The 17,700-nt window shown below is 71.6% G+C and carries 14 protein-coding genes; 3 read left to right on the top strand and 11 right to left on the bottom strand.

From position 1 onward, the window contains the following. Nucleotides 1–39: 39 nt before the first annotated feature. The 5 genes from IFR11_RS04180 to IFR11_RS04160 all read right to left on the bottom strand — a co-directional run bounded on the left by IFR11_RS04180 (nucleotide 40) and on the right by IFR11_RS04160 (nucleotide 6,826). Nucleotides 40–291 (bottom strand): YlxR family protein, encoded by a 252-nt coding sequence (locus IFR11_RS04180; RefSeq protein ID WP_082509308.1) that lies wholly within the window; start codon nucleotides 289–291, stop codon nucleotides 40–42. Nucleotides 292–324: 33 nt separating this feature from the next. Further along, the gene (gene nusA / locus IFR11_RS04175; protein ID WP_055834956.1) at nucleotides 325–1,314 is read right to left on the bottom strand and encodes a transcription termination factor NusA; all 990 of its coding nucleotides are present in this window, start codon (nucleotides 1,312–1,314) and stop codon (nucleotides 325–327) included. Between the two features lie 256 nt (nucleotides 1,315–1,570). Further along, a complete protein-coding gene (locus IFR11_RS04170; RefSeq protein WP_055834953.1) occupies nucleotides 1,571–2,173 on the bottom strand; it encodes an HD domain-containing protein in 603 nt (200 codons plus the stop codon). A gap of 198 nt (nucleotides 2,174–2,371) precedes the next feature. Beyond that, entirely contained in the window at nucleotides 2,372–4,867 is a 2,496-nt protein-coding gene (locus IFR11_RS04165; RefSeq protein ID WP_055834950.1) for a glycogen/starch/alpha-glucan phosphorylase, read from the bottom strand. Between the two features lie 120 nt (nucleotides 4,868–4,987). Further along, nucleotides 4,988–6,826, bottom strand: a complete 1,839-nt coding sequence (locus IFR11_RS04160) for a lipase family protein (protein WP_191915313.1) — start codon at nucleotides 6,824–6,826, stop codon at nucleotides 4,988–4,990. Nucleotides 6,827–7,027: 201 nt separating this feature from the next. Between IFR11_RS04160 and IFR11_RS04155 the strand changes: the two genes are divergently transcribed. After that, the gene (locus IFR11_RS04155) at nucleotides 7,028–7,837 is read left to right on the top strand and encodes a DUF1206 domain-containing protein (RefSeq protein ID WP_191915312.1); all 810 of its coding nucleotides are present in this window, start codon (nucleotides 7,028–7,030) and stop codon (nucleotides 7,835–7,837) included. Between the two features lie 3 nt (nucleotides 7,838–7,840). On the opposite strand, the gene IFR11_RS04150 is transcribed toward IFR11_RS04155, so the two are convergent. The 4 genes from IFR11_RS04150 to IFR11_RS04135 all read right to left on the bottom strand — a co-directional run bounded on the left by IFR11_RS04150 (nucleotide 7,841) and on the right by IFR11_RS04135 (nucleotide 12,247). Then, nucleotides 7,841–8,662 (bottom strand): aldo/keto reductase, encoded by an 822-nt coding sequence (locus IFR11_RS04150; protein WP_191915311.1) that lies wholly within the window; start codon nucleotides 8,660–8,662, stop codon nucleotides 7,841–7,843. Nucleotides 8,663–8,762: 100 nt separating this feature from the next. Continuing rightward, complete coding sequence (locus tag IFR11_RS04145) at nucleotides 8,763–10,559, bottom strand: proline--tRNA ligase (protein ID WP_191915310.1); 1,797 nt, start codon at nucleotides 10,557–10,559, stop codon at nucleotides 8,763–8,765. A 45-nt stretch (nucleotides 10,560–10,604) separates the two neighbouring features. Beyond that, nucleotides 10,605–11,720 (bottom strand): hypothetical protein, encoded by a 1,116-nt coding sequence (locus tag IFR11_RS04140; RefSeq protein WP_191915309.1) that lies wholly within the window; start codon nucleotides 11,718–11,720, stop codon nucleotides 10,605–10,607. Then, the gene (locus tag IFR11_RS04135) at nucleotides 11,717–12,247 is read right to left on the bottom strand and encodes an RNA polymerase sigma factor (RefSeq protein ID WP_055834932.1); all 531 of its coding nucleotides are present in this window, start codon (nucleotides 12,245–12,247) and stop codon (nucleotides 11,717–11,719) included. The genes IFR11_RS04140 and IFR11_RS04135 overlap by 4 nt, the downstream gene beginning before the upstream one ends. A 169-nt stretch (nucleotides 12,248–12,416) precedes the next feature. On the opposite strand from IFR11_RS04135, the gene pcp reads away from it, so the two are divergent. Further along, nucleotides 12,417–13,055 carry a pyroglutamyl-peptidase I gene (pcp, locus tag IFR11_RS04130; protein ID WP_191915308.1) on the top strand — a complete coding sequence of 213 codons (639 nt, stop codon included), beginning with the start codon at nucleotides 12,417–12,419 and terminating at the stop codon, nucleotides 13,053–13,055. 21 nt (nucleotides 13,056–13,076) lie between these two features. On the opposite strand, the gene IFR11_RS04125 is transcribed toward pcp, so the two are convergent. Both IFR11_RS04125 and ispG read right to left on the bottom strand, forming a co-directional pair. Next, nucleotides 13,077–14,261 (bottom strand): benzoate/H(+) symporter BenE family transporter, encoded by a 1,185-nt coding sequence (locus IFR11_RS04125; protein WP_191915307.1) that lies wholly within the window; start codon nucleotides 14,259–14,261, stop codon nucleotides 13,077–13,079. Between the two features lie 107 nt (nucleotides 14,262–14,368). Next, on the bottom strand, nucleotides 14,369–15,520 hold the full coding sequence (gene ispG, locus IFR11_RS04120; protein WP_181015976.1) for a flavodoxin-dependent (E)-4-hydroxy-3-methylbut-2-enyl-diphosphate synthase: 1,152 nt from the start codon (nucleotides 15,518–15,520) through the stop codon (nucleotides 14,369–14,371). A 207-nt stretch (nucleotides 15,521–15,727) separates the two neighbouring features. Between ispG and IFR11_RS04115 the strand changes: the two genes are divergently transcribed. Next, the gene (locus IFR11_RS04115; RefSeq protein WP_191915306.1) at nucleotides 15,728–17,668 is read left to right on the top strand and encodes an anthranilate synthase family protein; all 1,941 of its coding nucleotides are present in this window, start codon (nucleotides 15,728–15,730) and stop codon (nucleotides 17,666–17,668) included. Nucleotides 17,669–17,700: the final 32 nt, after the last annotated feature.

Raw genomic sequence — 17,700 nt, 5'->3', positions numbered from 1 at the left:
GGTCTCATTTCGAGCCGTTCACTTCGTGTCCATAGCCGTTCAGCCTTTTCGCTGGTGGTGTGATTCGAAGGTCTGCGTGTCAAGCGGGCTTGACACACGCAATGCTCGTACGAAGGCGCGACGCGCGAGAGCTTTTCTCACGCACGCGTCCGTCTCGTGCACCCACGCACCCCGGCCCGGCAGGACCGCCCGCTCGTCGGGGACGAGCTGAGATCCGTCGGCGACCACACGCAGAAGCGAGGATCGGGGGGCGCGTGCGCGGCATCCGACGCACGTTCGTACTGGTTCCATCGTACACCTCGCCGTCGCCGCAGCGACGGACGCTCAGTTGTCTTCGAGGATGCTGTCGGGCTGGATGTCGATCTTCGCGCCGGTCAGCTTGGCGGCCAGACGCGCGTTCTGCCCCTCTTTGCCGATCGCGAGCGACAGCTGGTAGTCGGGCACGAGCGCCCGGACGGCCTTGGTCGTGGCATCGAGGACGAAGCTCGACGTGACCTTGGCCGGCGACAGCGCGTTCGCGACGAAGCGCGGCAGCTCGGCGTCGTAGTCGATGATGTCGATCTTCTCGCCCGCGAGCTCTTCGGTGACGGCGCGCACGCGGCGGCCGAGCTCACCGATGCAGGCGCCCTTGGCGTTGACCGTCGGGTCGTTGGCCTTGACGGCGATCTTCGAGCGGTGACCGGCTTCGCGGGCCAGCGACACGATCTCGACCAGGCCCGCGGCGATCTCGGGCACCTCGAGGGCGAAGAGCTTGCGGACCAGGCCCGGGTGCGTGCGCGACACGGTGATCTGCGGCCCCTTGTTGCCCTTGGACACGCTCGTCACGTAGACGCGCAGACGCGAGCCGTGCGCGTAGGTCTCGCCGGGAACCTGCTCCTCGGGCGGGAGGATCGCCTCGACCGTTCCGAGGTCGACGTGCACCATGCGCGGGTTCGGGCCCTGCTGCACGACGCCGGCGACGATGTCGCCCTCTTTGCCGCGGAACTCCCCCAGCACCGCGTCGTCGGCGATGTCGCGCAGACGCTGGCTGATGACCTGCTTGGCGGCGAAGGCGGCGATGCGACCGAAGTCATCGGAGGACTGCTCCTCTTCGCCGATGACGATGTCTTCGTCGTCGGTCACGGGCGTGAAGACGCCGACGTGTCCGGTCTTGCGATCGAGTTCGACGCGGGCGCCGGCGGGGATCTCGCCGGTGGGCGAGATGTGCTTGGCGTAGGCGGTCAGGATCGCCTGCTCGATGATGCGCGCGAGTTCATCGAAGGGGATCTCCTTCTCGCGTTCGATCGTCTTCAGAAGTGCGAGATCGATGTCCACAAGGGCCCTCCGTTATTCAGCTCTCGTCGACGCGACCGGCGCCGACAACCCCCCTACGATACCCGGGATGCCACCCGCCCCGCGACCCGGCGAGCGATTCGGCCGACGCCCGGGCTGCGCACGACTGCTGTGATCCGCCCGCCGCCTCCCCGCCGACACGCGGAATCTCGGCACCTCGACCCGCGCGACGTCGCGAAGTTCAGGAGTTCTGCACGGGAGGGCCGGTGGCGGGCAGCCCGACGCACGGGAGCCTGCGTCACAGGCGCTCGAGCGGGTTCGCGGCCAGCTTCGCGACCACTCCCCCCTCCGCCAGTCGGCGCGCCGCGGTGTCGGGCTTTCGCGCGGCCTGGTCGAGCACGCAGGCGCCGAACTCGGCGGCGAGCGTTCCCCGCGGATGGGCGCGGAGCACCTCGCGGCGGAAGTCCTCGGGCAGCGCGTCGGGGCGGGCGCCCGAGATGTCGAGCGCCGTCGCCGTCTCGAGCAGGTGGCCCTCGGCATCCATCGCCGGGTCGACGCTCGGCCAGTTGTGCCGCACGATCACCTCGAGCACGCGCTGGCGCCGCGCGGGCTCCCACCCCGCCCCCGTGGTCAGGGCGATGCCGACGTGGCCGCCCGCGTGCTCGTACGAGAGGGTGTGGTTGTCGTACTCGGCGACCGTGCCGACGTCGTGCAGCACGGCGGCGACGTACAGCAGCTCGTGGTCGATGCCGGTGATGCCGTCGACGCGCGCGAACGCCTCGGCCCACAGCCAGGAGCGCAGGGCGTGCGCGGTGATCGCGGGCGACTGGTACTGGGTCGCCAGTTCGAGGGCACCGCGCGCGGCGAGGGTGTCGGGCACGGGGATGTCGGCGATCTGCACGGGGCCTCCGGGGTCGGGTGAACCCTCACTCTTCCGCCGCGCGCCCGGCGCCGACAGACCCGCGCCGGTCAGCGAGCGAAGGCATCCTGCCAGAGCGGGGCACCCCGCGGGGCCCCGAGCGGCACGCCGGTCGTGCGTCGCGCGCACGTCACGGAACGCGGATGCCGCGACCGAGGGGGCCGCGGCATCCGGAACCGCTCAGCTCACGGGCGACGCGTGCCAGATGCGCTCGAGGTAGTCGCGCATCGCGCGGTCCGACGAGAAGTACCCGCTGCGCGCGACGTTGAGGATCGCCGAGCGCACCCAGCCGTCCTGGTCGGCGTAGGCGGCGTCGACGCGCTCCTGCGCGTCGAGGTACGACGAGAAGTCGGCGAGGGCCATGAACCGGTCTTCGTACAGCAGGTTCGACACGAGCGGCTCGAACACCGTGCGGTCGCCGTCCGAGAACGCTCCCGAGGCGATGAGGTCGATCGCGCTGCGCAGCCGCTCGTCGCCCTGGTAGTGGTCGGCGGGGCGGTAGCCCTCGCTCCAGAGCGCCTCGACCTCGGGCTCGCTCATGCCGAAGAGGAAGAAGTTGTCGTCGCCGACCAGGCGGCGGATCTCGACGTTCGCTCCGTCGTCGGTGCCGATGGTGAGCGCTCCGTTGAGCGCGAGCTTCATGTTGCCCGTGCCCGAAGCCTCTTTGCCCGCGAGCGAGATCTGCTCCGACAGGTCGGCGGCGGGGATGATGCTCTCGGCCAACGTCACGTTGTAGTTCGCCGGGTACAGCAGCTGGAGCTTGCCCTCGACGCGCGGGTCGGCGCTGACGACCTCGCCCACGGCGTTGATGAGGTGGATGATGCGCTTGGCCATGCCGTACCCGGGTGCGGCCTTCGCCCCGAAGAGGAACGTGCGCGGTTGCACCTCGTCGATCGGCAGGCGCCCCGACACGATCCCCTCGTACGTGCTGACGATGTGCAGCACCTTCAGCGTCTGCCGCTTGTACTCGTGCAGGCGCTTGATCATCACGTCGAGCATGTGGGTGTCGTCGAGGGGCGCGTCACCGCGGGACTCGAGCACCCGCCCGAGGCGCCGCTTGTTGGCGAGCTTCACCGCGGCGAAGCGCTCGCGGAAGTCGCCGTCGTCGGCGAGGGCCTCGAGCCCCCGCAGCCGCTCGAGGTCGACCGTCCAGCCCGCGCCGAGGGCCTCGGTGATGAGGGCCGACAGGTCGGGGTTCGCCAGGCGCAGGAAGCGGCGCGGGGTCACGCCGTTCGTGACGTTGGTGAACTTGTCGGGCCACATCTGGGCGAAGTCCTTGAGCACGTTGTCGCGCAGCAACTGCGAGTGCAGCTCGGCGACGCCGTTCACCTTGGAACCGGCGACGGTGGCGAGGTAGGCCATGCGCACCGAGCGGGTGGGGTGCTCGCCGATGATCGACATGTTGCGGATGAGCATCTCGTCGTCGCCGAAGCGCTCGCGCACCTCGAGCAGGAACTCGTCGTTGATGCGGTAGATGATCTCGAGGTGGCGGGGCAGCAGGCGGCCGAGCAGGTCGACCGGCCAGACCTCGAGCGCCTCGGGCAGCAGCGTGTGGCAGGTGTAGGCGAAGCACTTCTGCGTGATGGCCCAGGCGGCATCCCACTCGAGCTTCTTCTCGTCGACGAGCACGCGCATGAGCTCGGGCACGCCGATGACGGGGTGGGTGTCGTTCAGCTGGAAGATGACGCGCTCGGGCAGTGCCTCGATGTCGAAGTCGTCGGGCAGCACGTTCTCGATGAAGTCGGCGATCGAGGCCGCGACGAAGAAGTACTGCTGCTGCAGGCGCAGCTCTTTGCCCTGTGGCGTGGAGTCCTCGGGGTAGAGCACCTTCGAGATGTTCTCGGCGAACGTCTGCGCGCGCACCGACTCGACGTAGTCGCCCGAGTTGAAGGTGTGCAGGTCGAAGGCGTTGGTGGCCACCGCACGCCACAGGCGCAGGGTGTTGACGCGGCCGTTGTGATAGCCCGGGACCATCATGTTGTACGGCACCGCGAGCACGTTCCACTCGGGGACCCAGCGGGTGCGCTCGACGCCGTCGTCGTCGTACGTCTCGGTCGTGCCGGCGAACGAGACGGTCTGCGCGGCCTCGGGGTGCGGGAAGTCCCACGGCGAGCCCATGCGCAGCCACGCGTCGGGCTGCTCGATCTGCTGCCCGTCGGCGAACGCCTGACGGAAGATGCCGTACTCGTACCGGATGCCGTACCCGATGGTCGGCACGCTCATCGTCGCGAGCGAGTCGATGAAGCAGGCGGCCAGACGACCCAGGCCGCCGTTGCCGAGGCCCGGCTCGATCTCGACCGCGCGCACGGCGTCGATGTCGATGCCGCACTGGGCGAGCGCCTCGGTGGCGATGTCGGTGAGGCGCGCCGCGAGCAGGTTGTTGTCGAGCTGACGGCCCAGCAGATACTCGGCCGAGAGGTAGCAGACGGTCTTCGCCTGCAGCTTCTTCTGCTGGGCGCGATCGTCGAACCAGCGCGCCATGAGGTAGTCGCGCACCGTGAACGCCAGCGCCAGGTACTGGTCGTTGACGTCGGACGCCGACAGGGTCACGCCCTGGTCGAAGTTCAGGTTCTGCAGGAACTGTTTCGTGAAGCCGTCGACCGAGGCTGCGGGCGCCACGACGGGCGCGATCGCGAGCGGGTGGGTGGGACGGAGCTCTGGTGTGTTCTCGGGCACCCTCCGACCGTAATCAGAACGACCCCGTCCTGCCAGGATTCACCGAGAACGACACATGATCTTCACCACCGCGCCGCACGACGACCGGGGTGCCGGATGCCGGATGCCGGATGCCGGCGGTCAGCGCAGACCGCACCCGTCGACGACCTGCGTCTTGCCTTCGATGAGGTTCTTCGTCCAGGTGTAGAGGACCGGCAGGAAGCGCGACTTCGGCAGGATGGGGCGCAGGTGGTCGTAGCCCGCGTACGTCGCCCACCGCACCGGCTGCCCCTCGGCGCAGAGCTTCTGCACGTAGTCGCGCTGCAGGCTCGGCGGGATGACCTCGTCGTCGGCTCCCCAGGCCACGAGCATCGGCGTGCCGAGCGGCTCGGTCATGGCGTTCTCGGCGAGTCGGCGTCCGAGGGCGCCGTCGGTGAGGTCGGCGTTGTACAGCGGGCGGTCCTCCGACACCCCGAGCGCCGTCAGCACCGAGACGACGACGCCCGGCTCGGTGGGGCATCGCTGGGTCATCTCGAGCACGATCGAGCGCGAGCCCTCGGCGATGTAGTCGTCGAGGTGCACGTCGGCGTAGGTCTGCGAGTACGGCACCAGCACCCACGAGGTGATCACCGAGAGCATCGCGTTCGGCGGTCCCGACAGCAGCTCGCGCGCCAGAGCGGGCGGGTCGGCGACGGGGGCGACCACGGCCGTGCCGAGCACGTCGATCCCGGGGGCGTAGTCCTCGGCGATCGCGGTGGTCCACAGCGCCGCGTGTCCGCCCTGCGAGTGACCCCAGACCACCGTGTCGGGCGAGAGGGTCACGTCGGTGCGCAGCTCCGCCATCGCCAGCACCGCGTCCAGCGACGAGCGCGCCTCGCCCCGGCCGATCAGGTAGGGGTAGGTGCCGGGTGCACCCTGGCCGGAGAAGTCCGAGGCGACGACCACCCAGCCGGCCTTCAGCGCCTGCTCGAGCGCCGGGATCGACCACCGGGTCGCCGAGGCGTCGCGCAGGCTCGGTGCGCACCCCTGGGCCACCCCCGTCGTGCCGTGGTTCCAGATGATGACGGGACGCGGTCCCGGGGGCGGGTCCTTGGGCATGATCACGAGGGCGCTCGCCACGGCGGGCCGGCTCACGGCATCCCTCGTCGTGTAGAGGATGCGCGTGACGTCGCCGTTCTGGGGAAGACGGCCGAGGTACGCGTCGGAGCGGATGAGACGGCCGTGACCGCTCGGCACCTCGGCCGGGGCGTCGTAGAAGGCGTCGACGACCGGGGCGCCGTCGTTGAGCCAGTCGTTCAGCCACCACCCGCCCGCGGCGGTCGCGACCAGCACGAGAGAGAGGGCGTAGCGGCCGGCGGCGGCCCAGCGCAGCCGCGTCCGGCGACGTCGAACGGCCCGCGGCGCGTCGAACGGCGTTCGCGGCGCGTGCGGACGACGGATGCCGCGGACTCCGCGGGCGAACACCCCCACGCCGAACACGATCGTGCGCACCCCGAACACCACGGCAAGCACCAGAACGGTGACGTCGGGCCAGGTGAACGACAGCAGTCCGAGGGCGATCTGGGCGACACCCCAGGCCAACGACAGCACGCGGGCGCTGACCTCACCCGGCGAGACGGCGCGTCCCACCGACGCGAGCCCCCCGATGACGAGCAGCACCGCGAGCACGGGCGGCAGCAGTTCGAGGCTGCGCCCCAGCCAGACCAGGACCGCGACGCCCGCGACGATCCAGGCGGCGGCCACCGACCGCGCCCACCATCCGGCGGGGCGCGCGACCAGCTCGACGATGCCCATCACCACGGCACTGGCACCGACGTAGATGCCGAGCAAGACCAGCGAGGTGAGCGGGCGCGACACGATCAACGCCCCCAGCACCACCACGACGATCCCGACGATCAGCAGCACGCGCGGCGGGGCGTGGCGGGTGAGCACGGGGAGCGCATTCCACCGGCGCGGGCGCGGGCGGCGGGGAGCGGGCATCAGGCAATCCTAGGCAACGCGGCACCGCGCGAATCGGGCGAGGGGCGGGGCGCGGGGCTCGGGCCTCCGCGGACGCCGCGAGACGACGCGCGACGGGCGCGGCCACGCGGGCGCGCGGGCGAACGCACGGCGCCGCACACGACGCAAGGGACACGGCACACGCGATTGCCGGATTCCCGTACCGCGGCATACGGTTCGTCCGTGCCGTCTTCCGCCCGAACAGCCGCGCGCGATGCCGAGGCCAACCCCGCCTTCCGCGTCGCGGCGCGCACGGGATACGTCGCCAACGGCATCCTGCACCTGCTCATCGGCGCCCTCGTGCTCGCCGTCGGCTTCGGAGCGGCCGAAGACACCGACCAGACCGGGGCATTCCGAGCCCTCGCGGCGGTGCCGCTCGGTGCCGTGGCCCTCTGGGCTCTGGCGATCGGACTCGTCGCCCTGGGCTGCTGGCACCTGCTGCAGGCCGTCGCTCCCCGTCACCTGTCGGGGTGGCGCCGCCTCGCGCGGATCGCGGCCGAGGCGCCGCAGGGCCTCGTCTTCGTCGTCATCGGGATCCTCTCGGCCTCGGTCGCGCTCGGCGCGCGCCCCCGCGCCGAGCAGGCCGCCGAAGACGCCAGCGCCGCCGTGCTGACCCTTCCCCTCGGCGGGCTGCTGCTGGGCACCACCGGAGTCGTCGTCGCGAGCGTCGGCATCGGCTTCGTGTGGATGGGACTGCGCCGCTCGTTCCACTCCAAGGTGCGCATCCCCGACGGACCGGCGGGCCACGCCCTCAGCGCTCTCGGGGTGGTGGGCTTCCTCGCCAAGGGCGTCGCGCTCGGGATCGTCGGGGTGCTGCTCGTCGTGGCCGCCGTGACCGTCGAGCCCGATACCGCGGGCGGCCTCGACGGCGCGGTGTCGGCGCTGATCGCGCTTCCCGCCGGGCCGGTGCTGGCGTTCCTCGTGGGCCTGGGCTTCGTCGCCTACGGCGTGTTCACGGTGTTCCGCGCCCGCTACGCGCGGCTCGACGTCTGAGCGTCAGTCCAGCGCGGGGTCGCGCCCGGTGCGCTCCCCCGTGTCGAGCGTGGCGATCGCCGCGTGGTCGTCGGCGTCGAGGGTGAAGTCGAAGACATCGCCGTTCTCGCGCAGACGCGAGAGTGACACCGACTTGGGGAACACGACCAGGCCGCGGTCCAGGTGCCAGCGGACGACGACCTGGGCCGGAGTCTTGCCGTAGCGCTCGGCGATCCGCATCAGCACGGGCTCGTCGAGCAGCCCGCCGCGCGCCAGCGGCGCCCACGACTCGGTGACGATGCCGTGCGCGGAGTCCCAGTCGACGAGGTCGTTCTGCGGGAAGCGCGGGTGCAGCTCGACCTGGTTCACCGCGGGGAGCACGCCCGTCTCATCGCGCAGCCGCTCGAGGTGCGGGATGGCGAAGTTGCTGACGCCGATCGAGGTGGCCCGGCCCTCGTCGCGCAGGCGCAGCAGGGCGCGCCAGGTGTCGACGTAGCGGTCCGCGCTGGGGATGGGCCAGTGGATCAGGTACAGGTCGACCCGGTCGAGGCCCAGCCGTGCGCTGCTGGCGTCGAACGCGCGCAGCGTCTCATCGAACCCCTGGTCGTCGTTCCACACCTTGGTCGTGACGAACAGGTCGTCGCGGTCGAGCCCCGACGCGCGCAGTCCCTCGCCGACCTCGGTCTCGTTGCCGTAGAGCGCGGCCGTGTCGACGTGACGGTAGCCCGCGGCGAGCGCGCCGGCGACCAGGTCGGCGGTGACGTCGGCGGGCACCTTGTAGGTGCCGATGCCGAGCTGCGGGATCGTGGAGCCGTCGGACAGCGACAGGCGGGGGGCGGCGATCATGGCATCCACGCTACCGGCGCGCGCACCTACCGGGTCGGTCAAAGGCGGAACGGCACCCCGGTCGACTTCGCGTCGGCGGGGTGCCGTTCCGGCGGATCGATCAGCGGGTGAGCGCCGCCACCGCGTCGGCGACCGCGAGCGTCTCGCGCTCGCCCGTGCGGCGGTCCCACAGCTCGACCTGGCCCTCGGCGGCGCCGCGGCCGACGATGAGGATGCGCGGGATGCCGACGAGCTCGGCGTCGCCGAACTTGACGCCGGGCGAGACCTTGGGGCGGTCGTCGTAGAGCACGTCGCGCCCCGCGGCCTCGAGCTGGGCGGCGACCGACTCGGCGAGCTCGAACGCCGCCGCGTCGCGACCGGTGGCGACGACGTGCACGTCGAAGGGGGCGACCGACTGGGGCCAGATCAGGCCCTTCGCGTCGTTGTTGAGCTCGGCGATGATCGCGAGGATGCGGGTGACGCCGATGCCGTACGAGCCCATCGTGACCGTGGCGAGCTTGCCGTTCTCGTCGAGCACCTTCAGGCCCAGGGCCTCGGCGTACTTGCGACCGAGCTGGAAGACGTGACCGATCTCCATGCCGCGCGCGAGCTCCACGGGGCCCGAGCCGTCGGGAGCGGGGTCTCCGGGGCGCACGGTCGACACCTCGACGAAGCCGTCGCCGACGAAGTCGCGGCCGGCGACGAGCGAGTGCACGTGCTTCTGGTCGACGTTGGCGCCGGTGATCCACGCGGTGCCGTCGACGACGCGCGGGTCGAGGACGTACCGGATGCCGGTGGCCGATTCCTCGCCCAGCACGGCGCCCGCCGGCGACCAGGGGCCGATGTAGCCCTTGACCAGCAGGGGGTGCTTGGCGAAGTCGGCTTCGGTCGCGGCTTCGACCTCGGCGGGCGCGAAGGCGACCTCGACGCGCTTGTCGTCGACGTCGCGGTCGCCGGGAAGACCCACGACGACGAGCTCGCGCGTGCCGTCGAGGTGGGTGAGGGCCATCACGACGTTCTTCAGCGTGTGGGCGGCGGTCCACTCGGTGGCCCCGTCGGTCGCCGGGCCGGCGATGCCGGGGGCGGGTGCGTCGAGGTGGGCGTTGCTGTGGTCGACGAGGGTCGCGATGGTGGGGGTGTTCGGGGAGTCGAAGATCACGGCATCCGGGCGGCCCTCGATCGACAGCGACTCGGGCACGACCGTGGTGAACGCCTCGACGTTGGCCGCGTAGCCACCGGCGGAGCGCACGAAGGTGTCTTCGCCGATGGGGGTCGGGTGCAGGAACTCCTCCGACTTCGAGCCGCCCATGGCACCGGCGTCGGCGGCGACGATGACGTACTCGAGGCCCAGGCGCGTGAAGATGCGCTCGTAGGCATCGCGCTGCGCCTGGTACGAGACGTCGAGTCCCGCATCGGTCGCGTCGAACGAGTACGCGTCCTTCATCGTGAACTCGCGGCCGCGCAGCAGGCCGGCGCGGGGGCGCGCCTCGTCACGGTACTTGTCCTGGATCTGGTAGAGCGTCAGCGGCAGGTCCTTGTACGAGGAGTACAGGTCCTTCACCAGCAGGGTGAACATCTCTTCGTGCGTGGGAGCGAGCAGGTAGTCGGCACCCTTGCGGTCCTGAAGGCGGAACAGCGCGTCGCCGTACTCCTCCCATCGACCGGTCTGCTCGTACGGATCGCGGGGCAGGAGCGCGGGGAAGTGCACCTCGAAGGCACCGGCGTTCGCCATCTCCTCGCGCACGACCGCCTCGATCTTGGCCTTGACCTTCAGGCCCAGCGGCAGCCAGGCGAAGATGCCCGGCGCGTTACGGCGGATGTAGCCGGCCCGCACGAGCAGGCGGTGGCTGGCCACCTCGGCATCGGAGGGGTCTTCACGGAGCGTGCGGAGGAAGAAGTTCGACAGACGGGTCACCACGAGAGTCGAGTCTAGGGCGGCGGGTGGGAGGTGGATGCCGAGAGCTCAGCCGAGGGCGGAGATGATCGCCGCGGTCACGGCTCGCAGCTGTTCCCGCGACAGATTCTCGCCGCTGACGTCGACGACCCCTCCGGCGGCGTTCGCGAGAAGGCGCCCGCCGTTGCCGTCTGCCGCGGGCATCCACCAGGCTGCTTGCGCTCCGCCGACCTCGACGGGGCTGCCGCCCGACTGCTCCCCCTCGCCCGGATCGGATCGCGCACCCGCGGCGAGGCTGACCCGCAGGCTGGGAGGATTCGTCTCGTCGTACGAGACCGGGGCGAACGTGCACCAGGATGCCGCGCCCCGGGCCGTGAGAACCTCCCAGGCCTGACCTTGCGGCACGTTGTCGGTTCCGAGCGGTCCGAGATCGTCACGCCCGAGTGCCCCCTCCACCGCCCCCTCGAGCTGCTCGCCGCAGTCGGCGAGGCGCCACGCGCCGGGCGAGAGGGGCCGCTCGGTCCCCGGCGACACGGCTGCGCGCGCGCCCGCCTCCGCGACCGCACGTACCGCGGTGGCGCCATCGTCGGAACCGACGACCACCCACGCGTCGCCGAACCGCTCCGAGTAGTCGCAGGGTCCACCCCCGTCGCAGACGGGTGCCGCTCCGACCCGCGACCGGACCTCGTCCGGCACGACGGACCACGGCAGAACGGTGAGGTTCACCACCTGCCATTCGGTCGGGTCCTGGGCGCGCCACTGGCACGAGATCCCGCCGAGCCACCTCGCGTCCCACACGATCGGCTCCCGCGACAGCCGCATCTCCACGCCCGCGATGGCCGAGACCGTGCTGTCGTCGAAGACGGTCGAACAGTCGCCGCCGAAAGCCAGAGCCGGCGCGGTCGGGGTCGGCGAGGGAGCGGTCGGGCTCAGGGTGGGCGTCGGCGTCGCGGTGAAGCGGGGCGTCGGCGCGGTCGCGTTCGGCGACGGCGAGGTCGCGATCTCGGGCGCGCTCAGCGTCGACGTCGCCGCCACGCCCCCGGCGATCGCGACGATCAGAGCCGCCGCCACCGATCCCGCGATCCAGGTGCCCCGGTGGGCGCCCGTCGGGGTGATCCCCCGCGCACCGCCGAGGATGCGTGCGCGCATCGCCGCGCGCTCATCGGGCGTCAGCTCGTCGTTCATGCCCGTGCTCCTTCCGGCGCGAGGTCGTCGCGCATCTTCGCCTTCGCGCGGGCGAGACGCGACTTGACCGTTCCCGCGGGGATGCCCAGGGCTTGGGCCACCTCGCGTTCGGCGTAGCCCTCGAGCACCGCCAGCACGACGACGGCCTGCTCCCGTTCGGGGAGCCGTTTCAGGGCGCCCAGCACGGCGCCGTCGTCGACGTCGGGCGCCGGAGCGGGCGGCGCCGCGGGCACACGCTCGAGCAGGGTGCGGTACCGCCTCCCCGAGCGCTCGAGGTTGCGGGCGCAGTGCGCCACCGCCGTCAGCAGCCACGGCAGCGGAGACCCGTCGACCAAACGCACCGACGCGCGTTTGCGCCAGAGTTCGAAGAACGCCACCGTCACGGCATCCTTCGCGTCCTCCCGATGCGTGAGCAGTCTCGTGGCGTGGCGGAACAGCCGCGCCTCGTGCCGATCGAACAGCGCGGCGAGCGCGAGCTCGTCGCCTCGGCATACCCGGGACCAGAGCCCGGCGTCGTCGTCATCCACACTCTGTAGTGTCCACATCCCGCCCATCGGTTCCCTCGCGGGGAATGTTTTCGATGTCGAATCGGTAACGACGTCGCCGATCGGCGTCGACGGGCGCGCCGGATGCCGGGTGTGCGGCGCCCGCGCCGCGCGCATCGTCGACGCAGCCCCCGCGCCGTAGCCTGGAACGATGACCACGGTGCTTCTCACGGGCTTCGAGCCGTTCGCCGGTGACGCCACCAACCCCTCCGGTGAGGCGGTGCGCGCCGTCGCGGCGGGCTGGAGCGGCCCCGAAGAGCTGATCGTCGAGGTGCTGCCGGTCACCTTCGACCGGGCGGACGCGCAGCTGCGGGCCCTCATCGACCGGCATCGACCCGACGTGGTGATCGCCACGGGACTCGCCGGCGGTCGCACGCAGGTCACCCCGGAGCGCGTCGCCATCAACCTGGCCGATGCCCGCATCCCCGACAACGACGGCGCCCAGCCCGTCGACCGCCCGATCGTCGAGGGCGCGCCCGCGGCGTACTTCGCGACCGTCCCGGTCAAGGCGATGGCGACGGCGATGGGCGAGGCCGGCATTCCCGCCGCGGTGTCGTACTCGGCGGGCACGTTCGTGTGCAACCAGGTGATGTTCGCCGCCCTGCACGCGACGGCGTCGACGCCGGGGGCGCGCGCGGGGTTCGTGCACGTCCCGTACGCGAACGAGGACGCCCCCGCCGGCGCCCCGTCGCTCCCGCTGGACGACATCGTGCGCGCGCTCGAGAGCGCGGTGCGCGCCGCGATCGACGTGCCGACGGATCTCGCCGTGTCGGCCGGCACCCTGCACTGAGGCCGCGCGCAGCCCCCGGGCTCACCCGGCGCGGCGCCCCACGTGCAGCACCGCGCGCGTGACGAGGCCCGCCACGAGCGCCCAGAAGGCCGCGCTCACCCCGAACACCGCGATCCCGGATGCCGCGACCAGGAACGTCACCACGGCGGGGAGCCGCTCGCCGGGATCATCGATGGCCTGCTGCACCGCCGAGCCGAACGCGCCGAACAGCGCGACGCCCGCCACCGCCGGGATGACGCCCGCCGGGGCCAGCAGCACGATCGCGGCGAAGGCCGCCGACAGCGCGCCCAGAACGAGATAGGTGCTGCCCGCCGAGACGCCCGCCACCCAGCGCTTCTTCGGGTCGGGGTGGGAGTCGGGGCCGGCGGCGATCGCCGCGCTGATGGCCCCCAGGTTCATCGCGTGTCCGCCGAAGCCCGCCGCGGCGGCCGATCCGAGGCCGGTGACCAGCATCGCGGGGCGCCACGGGATCGTGTAGCCGAGGCTGCGCATCACGGCGACGCCGGGGACGTTCTGCGACGCCTTGGTCACCACGAACAGCGGCAGCGCGATGCCCACCACCGATCCGACGGTGAGCGTGGGGACGGTGAACTCCAGCCGCGGCAGCAAGGTCGCGGCATCCGCGTCGACGCCGGTGCGCGCCAGCTCCACGGCGACCACGGCGATGGCGGCGAGGAAGGCCAGCGGCACGGCCCAGCGGGGCAGCAGACGCGAGGCCACGAGCCAGACGATCAGCACCGGCGCCACGCCCCACGGGTCTTGGATCAGGCCCAGGAACGGGGCCACGCACAGCGGCAGCAGCACACCGGCCAGCATGGCCTGCGCGATCGAGGGGGGAATGCGGGCGATCAGGGCCCCGAGCGGGGGGAACAGCGCGGTGCAGAGGATGAGCGCCGCCGACACGAGGAAGCCGCCCACCACGGCGGGCCATCCGCCGTCGACCGCACCCGTGGCGGCGAGCAACGCGACGCCGGGGGTCGACCACGCGACGGTGATGGGAATGCGGTAGCGCCCCGCGAGAACGATGCACCCGACACCGACGACGAGGGTGATGGCGAGCAGCCCGCTGGCCGCCTGCTCCGCCGTCGCCCCGACGGCCCGGAGACCGGTGAGGACGACCGCAAAGGTGCTGGTGAAGCCGACGAGGGCGGTGACCACCCCGGCGATGAGCGGGCGGGTGAGGGAGGCGGCGGGATTCTCGGTCATGACGATGCCGACGCTAGCGGACCGTCACGGCGCAACGCCCGCACTGCGCACGCAGGCCAGCGCTCGGCGCGCCGGGTCTCCCCGCGGCCGGGCGGAGCCGGGGCGCGTCAGGCCGTGATGACCTGCGCGGTGCCGGTGGCGGCGTCGGGGCCCATCTCGGCGGCGAGGCGGTTGGCCTCGGCGATGAGGGTCGCCACGATCTCGGACTCGGGGACGGTCTTCACGACCTCGCCCTTCACGAAGATCTGGCCCTTGCCGTTGCCGGAGGCGACGCCCAGGTCGGCGTCGCGCGCCTCTCCGGGGCCGTTGACGACGCAGCCCATGACGGCCACGCGCAGCGGCACGGTCATGTCCTTGAGGCCCTCGGTGACGTCGTCGGCGAGCGTGTAGACGTCGACCTGCGCACGGCCGCACGAGGGGCACGAGACGATCTCGAGCTTGCGCTCGCGGAGGTTCAGCGACTGCAGGATCTGGTGGCCGACCTTGACCTCTTCGGCGGGCGGGGCCGAGAGCGAGACGCGGATCGTGTCGCCGATGCCCTCCGACAGCAGGATGCCGAAGGCCGTGGCGCTCTTGATCGTGCCCTGGAACGCGGGGCCGGCCTCGGTGACGCCGAGGTGCAGGGGCCAGTCGCCCCGCTCGGCGAGCAGTCGATAGGCCTTCACCATGACGATGGGGTCGTTGTGCTTGACCGAGATCTTGAAGTCGTGGAAGTCGTGCTCCTCGAACAGCGAGGCCTCCCATACGGCGCTCTCGACGAGCGCCTCGGGCGTGGCCTTGCCGTACTTCTCGAGCAGGCGGCGATCGAGCGACCCGGCGTTCACGCCGATGCGCAGCGACACGCCCGCGGCCTTGGCCGCCTTCGCGATCGCGCCGACCTGGTCGTCGAACTTGCGGATGTTGCCCGGGTTCACGCGCACCGCGCCGCAGCCGGCGTCGATCGCCTGGAAGACGTACTTCGGCTGGAAGTGGATGTCGGCGATGACCGGGATCTGGCTCTTCTTGGCGATGATGTGCAGCACGTCGGCGTCGTCTTGCGACGGCACGGCCACGCGCACGATCTCGCAGCCGGATGCCGTGAGCTCGGCGATCTGCTGAAGGGTGGCGTTGATGTTGGTGGTGGGAGTCGTGCACATCGACTGCACGCTCACGGGGGCGTCACCGCCCACGAGCACCTTGCCCACCTTGATCTGGCGGGTCTTGCGACGAGGCGCGAGGACCTCCGGCACGCGGGGCATCCCGATGTTCACTGCAGGCACGGACTCAGCCTACGCCGTGGTACCCGGACGGGGGCTGAAGGTGCCCTGTGGTAGGTTCGGCGCCATGCGCGCGCACACATCCTGGTGGCACACCGTCTAGGCGGTGCGCTCGCATGCAACAGACCGCCCTCCCCCTGGGGAATCCGGGCGGTCTTCGTGTTTTCGGCGGCCGCTTTGGACCCTCGCTCACAGACGGAAGTTATCTCGATGACCGGGCCCGACCCCTCCTCCCTGCTCCTCGACCTCGCCGCAGGTTCTGCTCCCTTCGCCGTGATCGCCCGTGACGGCGTCACGGTCGAGGTCCTCACGGGCGACGTCGTCGACGTCGACCTGCTGGCCGACGTGCCGCTCGTCGACGACGCCGGCACACCCCGCGAAGTGCTCGCGCTCGTGCCGTACCGTCAGGTGCGCGAGCGCGGCTTCGTCTGCCACGACGACGGCGCGCCGCTCCGATGCCTCGTCATCGACCAGCGCGTCTCGCTCCCCCGCGCCGAGGTGCTGGCATCGCTGCCGACGACCGCGATCCCCCTGCACGACGCCGGCTTCGACATCACCGACGAGGACTACGCCGACATCGTGCGCGAGGTCATCGCCGATGAGATCGGCCGCGGCGAGGGCGCCAACTTCGTCATCCGTCGCGACTTCGTCGCCGGGGTCGACGTCGACCCGCGGATCGCCGCGCTCACCTGGTTCCGCGCGCTGCTCGAGCACGAGAAGGGCGCCTACTGGACCTTCGCCGTCGTCACCGACGGGCACATCGCCGTGGGAGCGAGCCCCGAGGCGCACGTCAGCGCCCAGGGCGGCATCGTCACGATGAACCCCATCTCGGGCACCTTCCGCCACCCGGCGGGCGGGGCGACGGCCGAGACCCTCGCGGAGTTCCTGCGCTCGACCAAAGAGACCGAAGAGCTCTTCATGGTCGTCGACGAGGAGTTGAAGATGATGAGCGCCGTCTGCAGCGACGGCGGACGCATCACCGGTCCCCACCTCAAAGAGATGTCGCGCCTGACGCACACCGAGTACATGCTGCGCGGGCGCAGCGATCTCGACCCGCGCGACATCCTGCGCGAGACGATGTTCGCGCCCACCGTCACCGGCTCCCCCATGCAGAACGCCTGCACGGTGATCGCGCGCCACGAGACGACCCCCCGCGGTTACTACTCCGGCGTCGCCGCGCTCTTCACCCCGAACGGCGCCACCGAGGGACCCACGCACGACCTCGACGCGCCCATCCTCATCCGCACGGCCTACCTGGTCGACGGGCGGCTGCGCGTGCCGGTCGGCGCGACGCTCGTGCGTCACTCCGACCCGTACGGCGAGGTCGGCGAGACCCACGGCAAGGCCGCCGGCGTGCTCGGCGCGATCGGCGCGATCCCCCGCGACACGACACCCGCCGCTCCCGCCGACGCCGATCCCGACGCACCGGCGGCCCCGCGCCGCCCCCTCGGCGAGGATCCCGCGATCGCCGAGCTGCTGGCATCCCGCAACGACCGCCTCGCACCGTTCTGGATGAACCCGCAGGATCCCGACGGCTCCGGTCCCTTCGCGGGTCGCACGGCGCTCGTCGTCGACGCCGAGGACCGCTTCACCACGATGCTCGCGCACCAGCTGCGCCACTTGGGTCTCGACACCCGCATCGTGCACTGGTCCGAGGTCTCGGACGACGACCTCGACGCCGCCGACCTGGTGGTCTCGGGCCCCGGCCCCGGCGACCCGCGCGACGACAGCCCGCGCATGAGCGCGATGCGCCACGTCGTCGGACGCCGCCGCGCCGCATCGACGCCGTTGCTGGCGGTGTGCCTGAGCCACCAGATCCTCGCCGACTCGCTGGGGATCGACCTCGAACCCCTGGCCCGGCCGCACCAGGGCCTGCAGAAGAGCGTCGAGCTGTTCGGCGAGTCCGCCTCGATCGGGTTCTACAACACGTTCACGGCGCGGGTGGCTGCCGGAGACACGCAGCGCGGCCTCGCCGTCGGCTCCGCGGGCGGCACGACGCAGACCGTCACCGACGTCGCGGCGGATGCCGAGACGGGCGACGTCTACGCGCTCCGTGGCCCGGGCTACGCCTCGGTGCAGGGTCACCTCGAGTCGATCCTGTCGCGCGACGGCATGCGCACGCTGGAGCGTCTCATCGCCCACGTGCTCTGAGGCCGGGGCGAACGGCACGCCTCCTGCACAAG

The organism is Microbacterium sp. CFBP 8801 (assembly GCF_014839455.1).
In the GTDB taxonomy this organism is placed as follows: Bacteria; Actinomycetota; Actinomycetes; order Actinomycetales; family Microbacteriaceae; genus Microbacterium.
Note: the sequence above shows the minus strand (reverse complement) of the source record. Positions and strands in the feature narration are given on the sequence as shown.